Annotated in this window: 16 protein-coding genes; 9 read left to right on the forward strand and 7 right to left on the reverse strand. The window is 66.8% G+C overall.

Annotated elements, in window-relative coordinates:
* Positions 1 to 534: 534 nt before the first annotated feature.
* Entirely contained in the window at positions 535 to 2,775 is a 2,241-nt protein-coding gene (locus IPK85_13895) for a hypothetical protein (protein ID MBK8248481.1), read from the forward strand.
* 111 nt (positions 2,776 to 2,886) lie between these two features.
* Here the strand turns inward: IPK85_13895 and IPK85_13900 are convergent, their stop codons facing one another.
* A complete protein-coding gene (locus IPK85_13900; GenBank protein MBK8248482.1) occupies positions 2,887 to 3,738 on the reverse strand; it encodes a tryptophan 2,3-dioxygenase in 852 nt (283 codons plus the stop codon).
* Between the two features lie 181 nt (positions 3,739 to 3,919).
* On the opposite strand from IPK85_13900, the gene IPK85_13905 reads away from it, so the two are divergent.
* Genes IPK85_13905 through IPK85_13920 form a run of 4 tightly spaced genes read left to right on the forward strand, consistent with a single transcriptional unit; the run spans position 3,920 to position 6,417 of the window.
* Positions 3,920 to 5,179: an NAD(P)/FAD-dependent oxidoreductase gene (locus IPK85_13905; protein MBK8248483.1), complete on the forward strand. Its 1,260-nt coding sequence runs from the start codon at positions 3,920 to 3,922 to the stop codon at positions 5,177 to 5,179.
* A 15-nt stretch (positions 5,180 to 5,194) separates the two neighbouring features.
* Positions 5,195 to 5,509, forward strand: a complete 315-nt coding sequence (locus IPK85_13910; protein MBK8248484.1) for a TusE/DsrC/DsvC family sulfur relay protein — start codon at positions 5,195 to 5,197, stop codon at positions 5,507 to 5,509.
* A gap of 12 nt (positions 5,510 to 5,521) precedes the next feature.
* On the forward strand, positions 5,522 to 5,977 hold the full coding sequence (locus tag IPK85_13915) for a DsrE/DsrF/DrsH-like family protein (GenBank protein ID MBK8248485.1): 456 nt from the start codon (positions 5,522 to 5,524) through the stop codon (positions 5,975 to 5,977).
* Entirely contained in the window at positions 5,974 to 6,417 is a 444-nt protein-coding gene (locus IPK85_13920; protein MBK8248486.1) for an OsmC family protein, read from the forward strand. The genes IPK85_13915 and IPK85_13920 overlap by 4 nt, the downstream gene beginning before the upstream one ends.
* Here the strand turns inward: IPK85_13920 and gluQRS are convergent.
* Together gluQRS and IPK85_13930 are read right to left on the reverse strand one after the other, a co-directional pair.
* Positions 6,414 to 7,244, reverse strand: coding sequence for a tRNA glutamyl-Q(34) synthetase GluQRS (gluQRS, locus tag IPK85_13925; protein MBK8248487.1), 831 nt, complete (start codon positions 7,242 to 7,244; stop codon positions 6,414 to 6,416). The two genes, IPK85_13920 and gluQRS, sit on opposite strands and share 4 nt — an antisense overlap.
* Positions 7,241 to 8,416, reverse strand: a complete 1,176-nt coding sequence (locus tag IPK85_13930) for a M20/M25/M40 family metallo-hydrolase (GenBank protein MBK8248488.1) — start codon at positions 8,414 to 8,416, stop codon at positions 7,241 to 7,243. Before IPK85_13930 ends, gluQRS begins: the two co-directional genes overlap by 4 nt.
* A 54-nt stretch (positions 8,417 to 8,470) precedes the next feature.
* Here IPK85_13930 and IPK85_13935 point away from each other — a divergent pair, with 54 nt between their 5' ends.
* Both IPK85_13935 and IPK85_13940 read left to right on the forward strand, forming a co-directional pair.
* The gene (locus tag IPK85_13935; GenBank protein MBK8248489.1) at positions 8,471 to 9,655 is read left to right on the forward strand and encodes an MFS transporter; all 1,185 of its coding nucleotides are present in this window, start codon (positions 8,471 to 8,473) and stop codon (positions 9,653 to 9,655) included.
* Positions 9,656 to 9,755: 100 nt separating this feature from the next.
* The gene (locus IPK85_13940; protein ID MBK8248490.1) at positions 9,756 to 10,253 is read left to right on the forward strand and encodes a hypothetical protein; all 498 of its coding nucleotides are present in this window, start codon (positions 9,756 to 9,758) and stop codon (positions 10,251 to 10,253) included.
* 7 nt (positions 10,254 to 10,260) lie between these two features.
* On the opposite strand, the gene IPK85_13945 is transcribed toward IPK85_13940, so the two are convergent.
* The 4 genes from IPK85_13945 to IPK85_13960 all read right to left on the reverse strand — a co-directional run bounded on the left by IPK85_13945 (position 10,261) and on the right by IPK85_13960 (position 14,108).
* Entirely contained in the window at positions 10,261 to 11,115 is an 855-nt protein-coding gene (locus tag IPK85_13945) for an alpha/beta hydrolase (protein ID MBK8248491.1), read from the reverse strand.
* 117 nt (positions 11,116 to 11,232) lie between these two features.
* Positions 11,233 to 11,832 carry a DinB family protein gene (locus tag IPK85_13950; protein MBK8248492.1) on the reverse strand — a complete coding sequence of 200 codons (600 nt, stop codon included), beginning with the start codon at positions 11,830 to 11,832 and terminating at the stop codon, positions 11,233 to 11,235.
* A 3-nt stretch (positions 11,833 to 11,835) separates the two neighbouring features.
* Positions 11,836 to 12,039: a YbdD/YjiX family protein gene (locus IPK85_13955; GenBank protein MBK8248493.1), complete on the reverse strand. Its 204-nt coding sequence runs from the start codon at positions 12,037 to 12,039 to the stop codon at positions 11,836 to 11,838.
* A gap of 2 nt (positions 12,040 to 12,041) precedes the next feature.
* Positions 12,042 to 14,108, reverse strand: a complete 2,067-nt coding sequence (locus IPK85_13960) for a carbon starvation protein A (GenBank protein MBK8248494.1) — start codon at positions 14,106 to 14,108, stop codon at positions 12,042 to 12,044.
* 131 nt (positions 14,109 to 14,239) lie between these two features.
* On the opposite strand from IPK85_13960, the gene IPK85_13965 reads away from it, so the two are divergent.
* Positions 14,240 to 14,896: a hypothetical protein gene (locus IPK85_13965; protein ID MBK8248495.1), complete on the forward strand. Its 657-nt coding sequence runs from the start codon at positions 14,240 to 14,242 to the stop codon at positions 14,894 to 14,896.
* Between the two features lie 10 nt (positions 14,897 to 14,906).
* The gene (locus IPK85_13970; protein MBK8248496.1) at positions 14,907 to 15,923 is read left to right on the forward strand and encodes an NAD-dependent isocitrate dehydrogenase; all 1,017 of its coding nucleotides are present in this window, start codon (positions 14,907 to 14,909) and stop codon (positions 15,921 to 15,923) included.
* Positions 15,924 to 15,960: the final 37 nt, after the last annotated feature.

Below are 15,960 nucleotides of genomic sequence, written 5' to 3' on the forward strand. Positions count from 1 at the left end.
GTGTCGACCGTGGGGCGCGCGGCGCGTACGGTGGGGTGACGTCGAGGCGTCAGTACCCCGATGGGTGGCGACGAAGGGGCGGGAGTCTCGAGCCGGACGCCCTGAGCACCGTCCAATCCGAGGGTCAGGCGACCTACCCGACCGACGCTGCGCTCGCCGAGACGCGCGAGACCAACCTGCGCGCCTTCCCTGGGTGCTGGGCATCTCCTTGCTTGGCGCGACGCTCGCGCTCTCGCCCATCGCATTCATTCTGCCGTTGGGTCTCCTCAGCCCCCTCCTGTGGCTCGCGGCGCGTTCCGAGACCACCATGTCCAGTTTTCGGCCTTTCCGTCGCCATCCCTCGAGTGCAAGGGGATACTCAACGACGGAGAGGGCACAATGCAGATCGCGAGCTTGACCAGGGGAATGGCTGTGGCCGCTGTGCTGACAGCGGCGGTGGGGTGTGCGGAGGGGCCGGCGGCGCCCAGGAAGCCGTCGCCTGACAAGCCCAGTCAGCAGCTGAGTACCAGCGGACCGACCGGGGCCATTCCAATCGTGTGCGACCGCAATTGGGCTGCTCCGGTGGACGGCGACTGGAACGACCGGTTTGCATGGATACCAAGCGCGATACCGACCGCAGGCACGACGGTGTGTTTTGTGGACCCCGGGAGCTACACCGTTACGCTTCCAGACAGCGCGACGGTGCGAGGGATCTTGCTGACCTCAGGCGTCAACGTTGCGTTTACCTCCCCAGGGGCTGACCTCATCGTCGGCGGGAGCGTTGAGGTCAGAGCAGGCGCGGGCGTTGTGCTGCGAGACGAGATCCACCTTGCCGCCGACTCCGTAGTGGTCGACGGCGAACTACGCCTGAAGGGACGTAGCGGCCTGAACGATATCGGCGTTCTGCACAATCGCGGCCTTCTGGAACTCGACGCCAACGTCCCGTGGGACCCGACGCTGGAGGTGGTGCATTTTCTGAATGACGGCGAGATCTCCCTGTCGCGGGAGACCTTGACCTACATCGACGCACTGTTTGAGCATCGCGATGGCACCATTCGTGGGAACCGGCTCTTGCTCAGAGAAGCGTACGGGTCGGACTCAGGACGTTTTGTCTGGACCAACGGGGCGCTCGAACCGCAACAGGGCGTTCCCGTGGTTGTCGAGTCGAACAGACTGACGTTGGTTCTTGCGTCATCAGGGCACAGCGGAGCTGTGACCATGATCGTCACTGGTGATTCCCTTATCGGCAACGTCGGTCTCGGGCTCGACCTTACGGTCAAAAGTATCGCCTTGTATGACTCGTTCTGGCACCTCCCGGCGGCGAACGCGCCCCCGAACACACCCGTTGTCATCGAAGGCACTTTGCGGTTTGAAGCGGACGAGCCGTTCGGTATCGCGAATGAGCTGGACTATGTATCCCCCAACCCTATCATCAATCGTGGGCGCCTGGAACTGCTGGGGCGAGCAGAGCAGTGGTACCTCGTGCCGCACACTCCGGCCCTGGACAATCACGGGACGCTGACGGGAACGGGAAGCTCGCGAGCTTACTTGAGACTCTCGGCGCCAGCGCCCTCCGTGTTTCGCAACTACGGCACCGTCGACTCCCTCCTCATAACATACCTCTATGATGGTGAATACGTCGCGCTCGCGGGTAGTCGGCAGCAGGGCCGCTTGTACATGTTTGGGGGAGCACTCCGTGGTGGCGGATATGTGAGATCGGTATCAGCCTTTGGGGGCACGATCGCGCCGGGCACCGCACTCGGCGAGCAGCTTCCAATCCCACTCGTGGCGTCACTGCAGATCGATTCTCTCTGGCTGCAATCCGGCAGTGCAGTGGTCGCCGACGTCGTATCGCAACGGGTGACAGACCAGATTGTCGTGGGAGCGTACGTCGAGTATCGCGGCACTATCACCGCGCGCCCCGCATCGACTTATCTCGCCTCGGCGGGCACCTGTGGCCAGCTGGTGCCGATCTTCCTCACGTCCGGGGTGCCCAGCTCAGGCATCGTCTACCCTGGTACGACCAGCCTTCCGGTCGCGGCGGGCCGGGCTTGGCGAGTCCACCATGCCGCTGACACCACCTGGTTGGCCGGATACAATCCCGATGCCTCGCTGGATCTTGCGCCTAACGTTGCCGTCACCGAGGGTGGGAGCGCAAAGACTGTCGATGCCTGCCTCGGCATTCCGGTCAGGACGAACGATGTGCTGGCGACGCTGGTGAGTAGCGGCGGTGACGTCAGCGTCACTCCCTCCGCGCTGTCGTTTACGGCAGCAGACTTCGCCCTTCCGCGACGCGTGACGCTCACCGCTGTGGACGATGCCTTGAGCGAAGGTCCGCACACCGACAGTATCGTCCCAATTGTAACTGCGGGCGGACCACCACTGGGTCCACTGGCTCGCACCACCCTCGTGAGTATCACGGACAACGATCCCGGCGTTGACCTGACGGTGCTGATGGTGTCGTTGAACAACCCGGTCGTGGCCGGCACGCAATTCGAGAAACGCTTCCGCGTGACAAACCTCGGCCCGGGCGCTTCGACCGGTTCGGTGGTGTCGTTCCCGGGAATGGCGGGGGCGACCTTTGCGGCGAACCGTTCCGGCGCCGACTGCTCGGTGGTCGGCACACAGCTGCAGTGCAACGTTGGACCTATCGCGTCTGGCGGTTCCTACGAGTTCCTGATGCTGTTCAACGCCACCGCTGTCGGGGTACACCAGAATACGATGAGGGTGCGTGGGCTGGACTGGGATCACGTGCCGGCCAACGACCATGTGCCCTGGGTGCTGACTGTGCAGTAAGGAGAACTGGCTGTTCCGCCGGGCCCGCGGTAGGACATCACGCAGCGAACCGGGCGGAACAGCTCTGTTCAGATGGCCCGCCGCTGAGCCGCAGACGTTTGCATCGCCCGACTACAACTCCGTGCGCAACTCCCACAACTCCGGGAACAGCACCACATCCAGCGCCTTGCGGAGGTACCCTACGCCCGTGGTGCCGCCCGTGCCGACCTTGTGTCCGATGAGCCGTTCGACCGTTGTCACGTGGTTGAACCGCCAGCGCCGAAAGTTGTCCTCGACGTCGACGAGTTTCTCGGCGAGGTAGTAGAGGTCCCAGTACTTCGCCGTGTCGCGATACACCGCGAGCCAGGCGGCGCGGATGTCCGGCTGGCTCACCGGCTGGGCGTCATAGCTGGTGCGGAGCGCGGTGGGGGCGAGCAGCCCTTCCTTGGCCAACGCGTGCAGGGCCAGGTCATAGATCGATGGGGACTCCAGGATCTTGAGCAACCTGGCGTGGGCCTCCGCGTGCTCGGCAAAGGGGCGCAGCAGGTAGCGCTGGCGATTGCCGAGGAGGAACTCGATGCTGCGATACTGCCAGCTCTGGAACCCGCTCGCCCGGCCTAACGAGTCGCGAAACTCCAGGTAGTCGGACGGGGTCATCGTCTTGAGGACTTCCCAGGCATTCCCCATCTGCTCCTGGGCGCGCGAGACGCGGGCGAGCATCTTCATGGCGGGGGCGAAGTCCCCGGTGGCGAGACGCGTCATCGCCGCCTCGAGCTCGGCGATGATCAGGCTCATCCACACTTCCTGCACGTGGTGGATGGTGATGAACAGGACCTCGTCGTGGGCCGTCGTGACGGGGACCTGGGCGCCGAGGAGTTGCTCGAGGTGCAGGTAGCCGGAGTAGGTGAAGGTCCCGGCGAAGGAGGCGTGCGCGTGCTCGGCGCCTGGGACCACCGGTCCGCTGGCCTCGGAAGGGCTCGTCATGACTGCAGGGGGGATAAGGGCAGTGGGGAAGGTACCCTGCGGGATCGTCCGTGCGGGAGGGACGGCGGCGTCAAGGAGTCCCTGACGCGGTGGGGTGACGGCGCCTGACGCCGGAGGCGCTCCCGTGTGGCCCATCTTGGCGAGGGACCGGGCTCCGGTCCCGAACCCCTGGAGGCGGCCTATGTCTCGCATCGTCATCCTCGGCGGCGGAACGGCAGGGACCATCATGGCCAACCGTCTGCGGCGTCGCTACGCGCAGGAGGTCACGGCCGGGAGCACCTCGATCACGGTGGTCGATGAAGATCCCCGCCACATCTACCAGCCCGGCTTGCTGTTTGTACCCTTTGGAATCTACCGGCCGGACGACATCGTGCGCCCGCGTGGGATGCAATTGCACGACGAGGTAACCTACAAGGCGGGAGCGATCGAGCAGCTCGTGCCCGACGACCATGCCGTGCTCCTCAAGGACGGAACGCGCCTGCCGTACGATGTGCTGATCATCGCCACCGGCACCCGGATCGCGCCGGAAGAGACCGAGGGACTGGTGGGGCGGGAATGGCAGCACGCGGTCTTTGACTTCTACACGATGGAAGGCGCGACGGCGCTGGCGCGGAAGTTGTCCACCTGGCGCGGCGGCAAGCTCGTCGTGAACGTCGTCGAGATGCCGATCAAGTGCCCGGTCGCCCCGCTGGAGTTTGCCTTCCTGGCCGACTGGTACTTCACGATGCGCAAGATGCGCGACGTGGTGGACATCACCTACGCGACGCCCCTCGACGGCGCCTTTACCCGTCCGGTGGCGTCGCAGCATATCGGCCACCTGCTGGCGAAGAAGCAGATCGGGCTGGTCCCGGAGTTCAACGCCGGGCGAGTGGACAACGAGCGCAAGGTGTTGGAAAGCTGGGACGGGCGGGAAATCCCGTTCGACCTCCTGGTCACGATCCCACTGCATCAAGGGGCGGCGTACCTCAAGGCCACCCCGGAGCTGGTGGACGACAACCTGTTCGTGAAGACAAACCCGAACACGCTGCAAAGCACGGTGGCCCCCGACATCTTCGCCATTGGCGACGCCACGAACCTGCCCACGTCCAAGGCGGGATCGGTCGCCCACTTCGAGTCCGAGGTGCTGGACGCGAACATCGCGCACTTCCTCGCGGGCGAGGCGCTCGACCCGGGGTTCGATGGCCATGCGAACTGCTTTGTCGAGACCGGGTTCGACCAGGCGCTGCTCCTGGACTTCAACTACGAGACCGAGCCGCTCCCCGGCCACTACCCGCTGCCCATCGGCCCGATGACCCTGCTTGGGGAAAGCCGGCTGAACCACATGGGGAAGATGGCGTTCAAGTGGATCTACTGGAACCTGCTCCTCCCCGGGCACGAGATCCCGGGTATCCCCACCCGCATGTCCATGCGAGGGAAGCACGTCCCCGCATCGGTTGCCTGACCCTGGAGAACCGCCATGACCACGATGACACTTGAGAACACCACCCTGGACGTCGACGCCGAGGGGTACCTGCAGAAGCCGGAGCAGTGGACCCGCGCCATTGGCGAGGCGATCGCTCGCGAGATGGGGGTGACGATGACGGAGCGCCACTGGGTGGTGTGCGACTTCATGCGTGAGCGCTTCCTGTCGACCGGGGCCGCGCCGTCGATCCGCTCGCTGGGCAAGGACTCCGGCGTGCCGATCAAGGAACTGTACCTGCTCTTCCCGAAGGGGCCGGCCAAGATGGCCTCGCGCATCGCCGGCATCCCGAAGCCTCACGGTTGCATCTGAACGGAGCCCATCATGGACAAGGTGTCGATCATCATCTCGAAGGGATCGCTCGAGGGGGTCTATCCCGGGCTGATCCTGGCCAATGGCGCCCGCATGGAGGGGATCGAGGTCAACCTCTTCTTCACCTTCTTCGGGATGGACGCCATCAACAAGGCGAAGTACGAACACCTCAAGGTGGCCACCGTGGGGAACCCGGGGCTGGGGATCCCGACGATGGTGGGTGGGTTGCCGGGGATGTCGGCCCTGGTGACGCACCAGATGGAGAAGAAGATGGAGGCGCTGGACATTCCCCCGATCCCGGAGTTTGTCACGATGATCGCGGATTCCGGTGCGAAGTTGTACGCCTGCAAGGCGTCGGTGGATATGTTTGACTTGCAGCGCAGCGACTTCATCGACGAAGTCGAGGCGATCATCACCGTTGGCGACTTTTACCGGATGGCGGATGGCGGCCAGATCATTTTCACATGAGTGAGGCCCAGGGGGAGGGCTTCGCGGTCACCCTCACCTTGGAGCGAGGGTATCGGTTTGCCGTGGACGCGCAACTGCCCGGGGTGGCGCCGTTCGTGATTGATGAGGGGCCACCGCTCGGTGAGGGGGGTGGCCCGAACCCATCCCGGGTGCTCGCGTCCGCGATGGCGAGTTGCCTGGGCTCCTCGCTCCTGTTCTGCCTGGGGAAGTCCCGGGTGACGGTACGCGCGTTGCGGGTGGAGGCCCGTGGGACGATGACCCGCAACGAACGGGGGCGCTTGCGCGTGGGGCACATCGCGGTCACGTTGCACCCGGACGTGGCGCCCGAGGACGTGCCGCGGATGGCGCGCTGTCTTGAGCTGTTCGAGGACTTCTGCGTGGTCACGGAGAGTGTGCGCCACGGGATTCCCGTGGACGTGACGGTCGGCGCAGCGGGCTAGTCGTCCTTCGGGATCCCCGACAGGGCCCATGCGTCGGCCACGGTCATCCCGAGATAGCGAAAGTGCTGCAGCGAGAGTGGGGCATGTCGCTTGGCGAGGCGCCGCCCGTCCGCGTCGCGCACCAGGGGCTCGTGGCACCACGACGGTGGCGTGGCGCCCAGCGCCTCGTACACCAGCAGCTGTCGTGCGGTGGACTTGAGCAAGTCTTCGCCGCGCACGACTTCGGTGATCCCCATCGCTGCGTCGTCGGCGACCACTGCAAGTTCATACGCCGGGACATCGTCCTTGCGCCAGACGACAAAGTCGCCGAAGTCGACGCCGGCGGTGTAGGTGCGCCGCCCGCAGCGCACATCCTCGAACGTGATGGCCCGACCGTCCGGGACGCGGAACCGCCAGGTGACGCCGGCTGGCGACGCATAGCGTCGCTCTTCGCCCGGGGCCGTGCGGAGCGCCGGTGGGAAGATCGGCTCGGCCCCTTCCTCCTCCTCGTGGGGGGCGTGCGCCGCATCGCGAACTTCCTTGCGCGACACGGCGCTCGGATAGATGACTCCAACGTCGCGCAGCCGCGTCCACGCATCCACGAAGACCTCTCGACGCCGCGACTGATGGAGTGGGCCCTCGTCCCAGTCGAGGCCGAGCCAGGCGAAGTCGCCAAGGAGCTGCTCTGTGTACTCCGGGCGGCAGCGCAGGTGGTCGAGGTCCTCGATGCGCAGGGTGAGGTGCCCGTGCACGCGGCGCGCGCGCTGCCAGGCGGCGTGGAAGGTGCGGGCGTGGCCGAGGTGGAGGCCGCCGGTTGGGGTTGGGGCGAGACGACCGCGGTAGCTCACGCGATGCCGGTGGTGGCAAGGAGGGCGGCGAGGACGCGCGCCACGCCGTGCGGACCGTCGGTGTTGGCGTACCACTCCAGGGTCGTGTGGGCGTCGCCGCCTGACCCGCCGCCGCCTAACGTGACGGCGGGGATCCCCAGCGACATCGGGATATTGGCGTCCGTCGAGGCCATGGCGAACGCGGCGCGGTGACCGATCGCGGCGGTGGCCGCGATACAATGGCGCACCAGGGGATGCCCGGGGTCGGTCCGGCCTGCGGGGCGACGGCTGGTCGTCGTGATTTCCAGGGCGAGGGGCGCGTGCATCGGGCCGCGACGCGTGTTCTCGGCATCGAGGGCAGCGCGGGCCTCGTGTTCGATGGCGGCGACGGTCGTGCGGACCACCCGTTCGTCCGCCGCGCGCACCTCAATGTCCACGGTGGCCTCGCGCGGAACGGCATTGAGGGCTTCGCCGCCGTGCAGCCGCGTGATGGTGAGTGATGTGCGTCGTGCCCGCCGGATCGGGAGTGCCGCGACGGCCGCGGCGCAGTGCGAGATGGCGTGCAGGGGGTTGGGGGCGTCGTGGGCGGTCCAGGAATGGCCACCGGGACCTGTCATCCGTAGTTGGAGTCTGTGGACGCCAATGGCGTCGGTGACGATCCCCGTGTCGCCGGGACCATCGACGGCGATGGCGGCGTGGGCGTCGGGGCAGGTGTGGGTGAACAGGTGGCGCGCCCCGCGCAGGTCGCCAGCGCCCTCCTCGCCGACCGTGGCGGCGAAGAGGATGGGTCGTGCCGGGCGCACCTGTTCGCGGGTGAGATATCGCGCCATCGCAAGGAGGACCGCGAGTCCTCGGGCGTTGTCGCCAATGCCGGGGCAGACGATGCGATCGCCGTCGCGTCGCGGCGCCAGTACTGTCTCGACGGGAAAGACCGTGTCGAGGTGAGCGCACACCACCACCGGGGCATCGCGGCGCGCCCCGATGCGCGCGCACACGTTGCCGGCGTCGTCCCGCTCGATCCCAAGTCCCAGCGCTTCGAGGTGCGTGGCCACGGCGTCGGCACGGTGTCCCTCGGCGCCGGTTGGTGACGCAATGGCCGCGAGGGCCACCTGGGTGTCGAGGGTGGTCGCATCATCGTGGGTCAACCCGGGGAGGGCGGATTCAACGAGCTGCGCGGCGCCGGGTGTGGGCATGCGCCATTGTGGGCGGGGCACGGGACATTCGCAAGCGAGGGTAGTTTTCTGACCATGTCTCGTCGCCTCGGACGCAACGTGCTGGTCCTGTCGGCCGTGTCCCTCCTCACGGACGCGTCGAGCGAGATGATCTACCCGTTGCTTCCCGTCTTCCTCTCCAGCGTGCTGGGCGCAGGGGCGGTGGCCGTGGGGGCGTTGGAGGGCATCGCCCAGGCGGTGTCTGCGCTGATGCAGGTGCTCAGCGGTCAGTGGTCTGATCGCATAGCACGTCGCAAACCGTTGATCGTCGCCGGATACGCCCTGGCCTCCGTGCTGCGTCCGCTGACCGGGCTGGCGACCGGTGTCGGCCAAGTGCTCGCGATTCGCGTGGGAGACCGTGTGGGAAAAGGGGTACGCGGCGCGCCACGCGACGCGTTGATCGCCGCGTCGGTAGGGTCCGAGGCACGCGGGCGCGCGTTCGGCTTTCATCGGGCGGCGGACCATGCGGGCGCCGTGATCGGGCCGTTGGTGGCCTTTGCACTGTTGAGCTGGTGGGGACTCGGGTTGCGCACGGTGTTTCTGCTCGCCGCGATTCCCGCGGCGCTGGCGGTGGTCGTTGCGCTGGTCGGAATCGTGGAGGTGCCCGGCGCTCCGCGTGGGGTGGTGCGGGGGCTGGGGCAGGCGCCCCGCGGCACGCTGGCGCGCTACCTTGGCGTCCTGGCGCTGTTCACGTTAGGCAATTCGACCGACGCGTTTCTGCTGCTGCGTGCGCAGGAAGCGGGCGTGCCGGTGGCCCAGCTGCCGTTGCTCTGGGCGTTCTTGCATGTGGTGAAGAGCCTGGCGGCGACCCCTGGGGGCGCGCTGTCGGACCGGGTGGGCCGGCGACCGCTACTGCTCGCCGGCTGGGGGGTGTATGCGCTCGTCTACCTCGGCTTCGGGTTCGCGGCGACGGCTCCGGCGATCTGGGGGTTGATGGCGCTGTACGGCGTCTATCACGGCCTGACCGAGGGGACCGAGAAGGCGCTGGTTGCCGACCTGACTGGCGCGCACGAGAGGGGGTGGGCGTTCGGGTGGTTCAACCTCGTGGTGGGGATCAGTGCGCTGCCGGCGTCCCTGCTGTTCGGTGCCCTCTGGGAGTGGAGGGGGGCGTCAGTTGCCTTCGCCTTTGGCGCGGCCATGGCAGGGCTCGCCGCGCTCCTGGCTGCGATCTCCCTGCCGCGGCGACTGGGGGAGGCCTGCGCTGACACGGCGTCTCGTTGATACCAATCCGTGCCGTTGCCCCGCCGCCGCGGCCCTTGCGGCCTCCCCCGCGAGCGGTACCATCTTCGGTCCTTGTTCGGGTCACCTTCTGGAGGTCACAATGTCGATCGGTCAGTCGCTGCTGGGAGAGTGGGATCATGAGGTTGCCAACACGGTGCGGATGCTCTCCGTCGTACCGGACGGAAAGGGCGATTGGGCGCCGCACGCCAAGTCGATGACGCTGGGACGGATTGCGACGCATATCGCCGAACTTCCGGATTGGGCTGCGGTGACGATCAACTTCCCGGAGTTGGACTTCGCGAAGTTCGACTACAAGCCCACGCCGTTCACGACAGCCGCGGAGAACGTGGCGGCGTTCGAGGCGAAGGCGAAGGCGGCGCGCGATGTGCTCGCGGGCGCAAGCGACACGACGTACATGGAACCGTGGACGATGCGTAACGGCGAGACGGTGTACATGACCATGCCGAAAATCGCGGTGATCCGGAGCTTCGTGTTCAACCACATGATCCATCATCGGGCGCAGCTGTCAGTCTACCTGCGGCTGCTCGACGTGAAGTTCCCGGGGATGTACGGTCCGACGGCCGACGAACCGATGTAGGGTGTCTTCAGGGCGCGACGGCGCTGGGGGACCGCAAGGAGTCCACCAGCGTCCGGATCGCCCCGAAGTACTTGGCGCGATCTACGCGAAATGCATCCATGTGCCCACCCTCTACGCTGACGAAGCGCTTGGGGTGGGCCGCCGCGGCGAAGACCTGTTCGCCGTGGCTGAAGGGAATGACGTCGTCGGACGGGGAATGCAGGTACACCTTGGGAAGCGTAAGCGCGGCGACCTTGTCGATCGACGCGAAACGCTGGCTGGCGATCGCCCGCACCGGGAGCCAGGGGTAGAGTTCCGCGCCGCGGTCCGGCACCGAGGTGTAGCCACCTTCCACCACTAAGCCAGCCGCCGGCACCCGGGTGGCGAGTTCCGTGGCGACACCGCTACCTAACGAGTGGCCGAACAGGATCACGCGCTCCGGTCGCACGCCGAGGGAGTCGACGAGGTAGCGATAGGACGCCTCGGCGTCGGCGTACAGCCCACGCTCCTCGGGTTCCCCGGCGCTCTCGCCAAAGCCGCGATAGTCAAAGGCCAGGAGATTGAGCCCGATCGTCTTGGTGTAATCGTAGAACTCGGGGCGGTCTCCGTACCCGATGTTGCCGTAGTTCCCGTGACAGATCAGCATCCAGAACCCGGTGTCGTTCGCGGAGTCGGCGCGGATGACCCAGGCATTCAGGAGAGTGCCATCCGAGGACGCATAGGTGACGATCTGGTGGTTGAGGCCGCGCCCGGGAGCCGGCGCGGTGACGGCACGTTCGGCGGGGTGATAGACGAGGTCGATCTCGTTGACTTTGAGGTAGCCGATCGCGCCGCCGTAGCCGACGACGCCAAGGGTGCCTACGGTTGCCAGGAGACGTCGCATGTGGGCCGCGGGAGGGGTGTCGAAAAGATACGACGGCGGGCGCGGAGCGGATGGGTGGTCCGACTCAGCGGAGGGCCGTTGCACGCCTCTGGGGTACGGCCAAGGGCCGCGCGACCCTCACGTGGTGCCAGGTCGTTCCGTCACGGGCGCGGACGCGCTCCCGGGGAGCTCGGGCCAGACGCCACCGTCGGACTCCCGCGCGAGGAGTTCGTCGACCGACGCGTAGCGGTAAATCACCGGCGCACCGTGCGCGGGCAGCCCGCCGGTGTCTGCCGTTGGGCCGTAGTTGGAGTACAGGTCGCGATGGAGCATGCGCAGGTACGCGGTCAGTTGCCCCCGATGATGCGACGTGTGCGAGATGCGGCGCATGAGGACCCACGCCCGGCTCCGCGGCTCCCCGAAGAACGACGTACCTCCGGCGAACCAGTCATCCTCTCGTTCACCGATCGCCGCCAGTCGACGGCCTGACGCCTCCGCATAGTGCCTCAGGAAGTCGATGCGCTGCTCCGCTGACGGGAGAACGGCAAGCCCGGTCTCGATCCCCAGCATCTTCGTGAACCAGCCGTCCTCAGACTGGCACTGGTGCACAAACTGCTCGAGCACCGAACGCGCGCGTCCATCGGGGCGCCACGGCAGGTCCTCGTCCGTGAAGTGGGACCAGACAGAGAGGGTCTTGAGCCGCTCCGTCTGCAGGGTGCCATGGAAGAGATCTCGCACAGCTTAACAGCAGCGATTGCCCATCTGGGTGTATCGACGGTCGAGGCATTCCCGTGCGTGCTCCTCCCGGGACATCACACGATGTCCCGGGTGGTTACGCCGCATGTAGGCGAGGTATCCCGTGTAGTCGGGTGCCCCGATGATCCGATGCACCGTACGAATCACGCGTTGCAGTCGCTCGGCGATGGGGGTGGGGCGAGGGCTCATGGTCAATCCCCCGCCATGGCGACGCGTGGCTCGTAGGGCGTTTCGGTCGACCCGATCGGCTTGCGGCCCTGCAGCACGGCGAGCCACTCACGCGCGGACGCGACGAGGATCACGACCACCGAGATCATGAAGAAGGCCGCGACGCCGGCGTCCAGCCGGTCGTTGAAGATCACCTTGGACGCGTTCGCCGCGGTGCCGATCGAGGCGGGCAAGGTTCCGGCGGCCGCCTGTTCGGCGATGAGTCGGGCGTGCGAGAGGAACCCGAGCTTGGGATCTGCCGAGAAGATCTTGAGGTAACCCGCCGTCATCGTCACGATGCCCAGCCAGGTGAGCGGCAACAGGGTGAGGAACGAGTATTTCGCCTTCCCCATCTTGATGATGACCGTGGTGCCGACACACAGCGCCACCGTGGCCAGTAACTGGTTGGCGATCCCGAACAGCGGCCACAGCGAGTTGATGCCGCCTAACGGGTCGACCACGCCCTGGTACAGGAAGTATCCCCACATGGAAACGAAGATGGCAGACGTGAGGACGATCGCCGGGTACCACTCGGTGCGGCCAAGCGGGGCAGAGAAGTTCTTCAGCAGGTCCTGCAGCATGAAGCGCCCCACGCGCGTGCCGGCGTCGAGGGTGGTCAGGATGAACAGCGCCTCGAACATGATCGCAAAGTGGTACCACAGCGCGAGCGAGCCGCTCCCCATCCACTGGGAGAAGAGCGAGGCCATGCCGACGGCGAGGGACGGCGCGCCGCCCGTGCGCGACAGGAGCTTCGTTTCCCCGATGTCGTTGGTCAGCTGCTGGAAAGCGACCGGGTCCAGGGTGAATCCCCAGTTCTGGATCGCGAGCGCCGCACTTTCCACGGTGGTGCCAATGGCGGCCGGTGGCGCGTTGATCGCGAAGTAGGTGCCAGGGGTCAGGACACACGCGGCAATCAGGGCCAGCGTCGCGACCAGCGATTCGGTGAGCATGGCACCATACCCGATGAACCGGGCATCGGGCTCACGCTCCAGGATCTTCGGCGTGGTGCCGGAAGAGATCAGCGAGTGAAAGCCGCTGATCGCACCGCACGCGATCGTGATGAAGCAGAACGGGAAGAGTTTCCCGGCAAACACCGGCCCGGTGCCGTCCACGAACTGCGTGACCGCCGGCATTTGCAAGTCAGGGACAACGACGACGATCGCAATCGCCAGCGCGAAGACGACGCCGATCTTGACGAACGCCGAGAGGTAGTCGCGAGGGGCGAGGAGCAACCAGACCGGGAGCACGCTGGCGGCAAACCCATACACCATGATCCACAGGGCGAGGGCCTGGCGCGACAGGGTGAAGATCGGCGCCAGGTCGGGATTGCCCGCCACCCACTTGCCGACGTAAAGCGCCACGACGAGGAGGACGAGCCCCATCGCGGTCGCTTCCAGCACCTTGTGCGGCCGGATCCAGCGCATGTAGCCGCCCATCAGCAGCGCGATGGGGATCGACAGCCCCACCGTCACGACGCCCCACGGGCTCTCGGCGAGCGCATTCACGACGATCAACGCGAGGACGGCGATCAGCACGACCATGATCCCCAGCACCGCGACGAGGGCGGTCATGCCAGCGGTGGACCCGATCTCCTCCTTGGCCATCTGTCCGAGCGACTTGCCGTTGCGCCGGATGGAGGCGCAGAGGATGACGCAGTCCTGGACGGCCCCGCCTAACGCGACGCCGATCACGATCCACAGCGCCCCGGGAAGAAAGCCGAACTGTGCCGCGAGGGTCGGGCCGACGAGGGGGCCGGGGCCGGCGATCGCCGCAAAGTGGTGCCCGAAAACCACCCAGCGATTCGTCGGGACGTAGTCGCGCCCGTCATTGAGTCGTTCGGACGGCGTCCGCCGCGTGGCATCGAGGGCGAAGACGTTGGAGGCGATGATCCGGCTGTAGAACCGGTACGCCACCAGGTAGAAGCAGACCGCGGCCGTGACGAGCCAGGCGGCACTGACCGGTTCGCCACGCCGGAGCGCGAGGACCGCGAAGGACGCGGTGCCGAGCGCGACGAGGGCGAGCCAGCCGAGGGACTTGAGCAGGCGCTGCATAACGAGGGGCAGGAACGTGGGGAGGGCGCGGCGGAGGGGTCGGGCCCCGAAGCGGCAGAACTTGGACCCTGGTACCGGTGCGGTCAACCAACGCGGTGCACCCTGTTGGAGGGTGCGGTTACCTTTCCGGCGTGCCAATCCCTCGCGCTTTCCCCGGTTTCCCTCTCGTGCTGGCGAGTGCCCTGCTGGCGTGCGGGGGAGGGGGGCCCGCGCCGTCCAACACCCCCGTCCCCTCCGTTCCCACCGCAGTGCCGGGCGTGTTGGCGCGGTTCGCGGGGCAGTCCCTGATGGTGCTCCCCGTCACCCTTCATCCGGTGGCGGACACGATGGGGTGGCGCACGTCTGCCGGGGGTGACGCGAAGCTGCGCACCCTCACGGACTCCCTGCTGGAGCACGGTTTTCGCGAACGGGGTCTCACCACGTGGATCTACGCGGCGCAGGTCGCGCGAACGGCACGGCGTAATCCGACCTACCTGGTGGATCCGTCCACGCTGCGGCCGGCGCTGGCCGTGCGCGCGGCGATGCGCACCCCGGATCGCAACCTCTCCGAGCCGCTGGCGTCGCAACTGCGTGCGCTCGCGGGGACAAGCGGGGTGCGGTACACCATGCTTCCCACCGACCTTGAGCTTCGCCTGGATGGGACACGCCTGACCGTGGCCGTGGTTGACGTTCGACTCGCCCAGGTCGCCTGGGTGGGGAACGTGGCGGCCGGGCCGCAGGCTTCCTGGAACCCGGGCGTTCTTTCCGACCTTATCAACCGCGCCGCCGACCTGGTCGTGCCGCGCTAAGGGGACTTCGATGGCTATTCCATGCACCCTGATCGCCGGCGACGGCATCGGACCCGATATCACTGACGCGACGCTTCGCATTCTCGAGGCGGCGGGGGCGAACTTCGAGTGGGATCCGCAGCTGGCGGGGATGTCCGCGGTGCACGCGGTGAAGGACCCGATGCCGGAAGCGACGCTCGAGTCGATCCGACGGACGCGCCTCGCCTTGAAGGGGCCGCTGGAGACGCCTGTCGGCGATGGCTATCGCTCGGTGAACGTCGCGCTGCGGCGGACCTTTGACCTCTACGCCAACGTGCGCCCGGCGCGGGACATCATCCCCGGCGGTCGCTTCGACAATGTCGACATCGTGCTGGTGCGCGAGAACACGGAGGGCCTGTACTCCGGGCTCGAGCACTACATCCGTGTGGGTGACGACGATCGGGCCGCGGCCCAGTCGATTGCCCTCATCACGCGACTGGGTTCCGAGCGGGTGATTCGCTACGCGTTCGAGTATGCACTCAAGCACGGGCGCAAGAAGATCACGCTCGTGCACAAGGCCAACATCCTCAAGTATTCACAGGGGCTGTTCCGGCAGGTGGGCCAGACCGTGGCGAAGGAATACGACGGGCGGGTGGCGTACGACGAGCGGATTGTCGATGCCTGCGCGATGCAACTCGTGATGAAACCTGAGTCGTTCGACATGATCGTGACGACCAACCTCTTCGGCGACATCCTTTCTGACCTGCTCTCCGGCCTTGTGGGCGGACTTGGCCTCGCGCCTGGGGCCAACATCGGACCGGACGCGGCGATCTTCGAGGCCGTGCACGGGACCGCGCCGGACATCGCGGGGCAGGGGGTCGCGAATCCGTCGGCGCTCCTGTTCGCGGCGTGTCTGATGCTCGAACACGTCGGGGATGGCGATCGTGCCGCGCGCATTCGCACGGCGGCGGAGTCGGTGATTCGCGAGGGGCGCACGGTCACACGTGACCTGGGTGGCACGGCAAACACACGCGAGTTTGCCGATGCTGTCGTGGCCCGCATCGGGTGACGAGGCCAGTGGCGTGCGGTGAGGTGACGGCGCAGCG

The sequence above is a fragment of the Gemmatimonadota bacterium genome (assembly GCA_016712265.1).
GTDB lineage: Bacteria > Gemmatimonadota > Gemmatimonadetes > Gemmatimonadales > Gemmatimonadaceae > RBC101.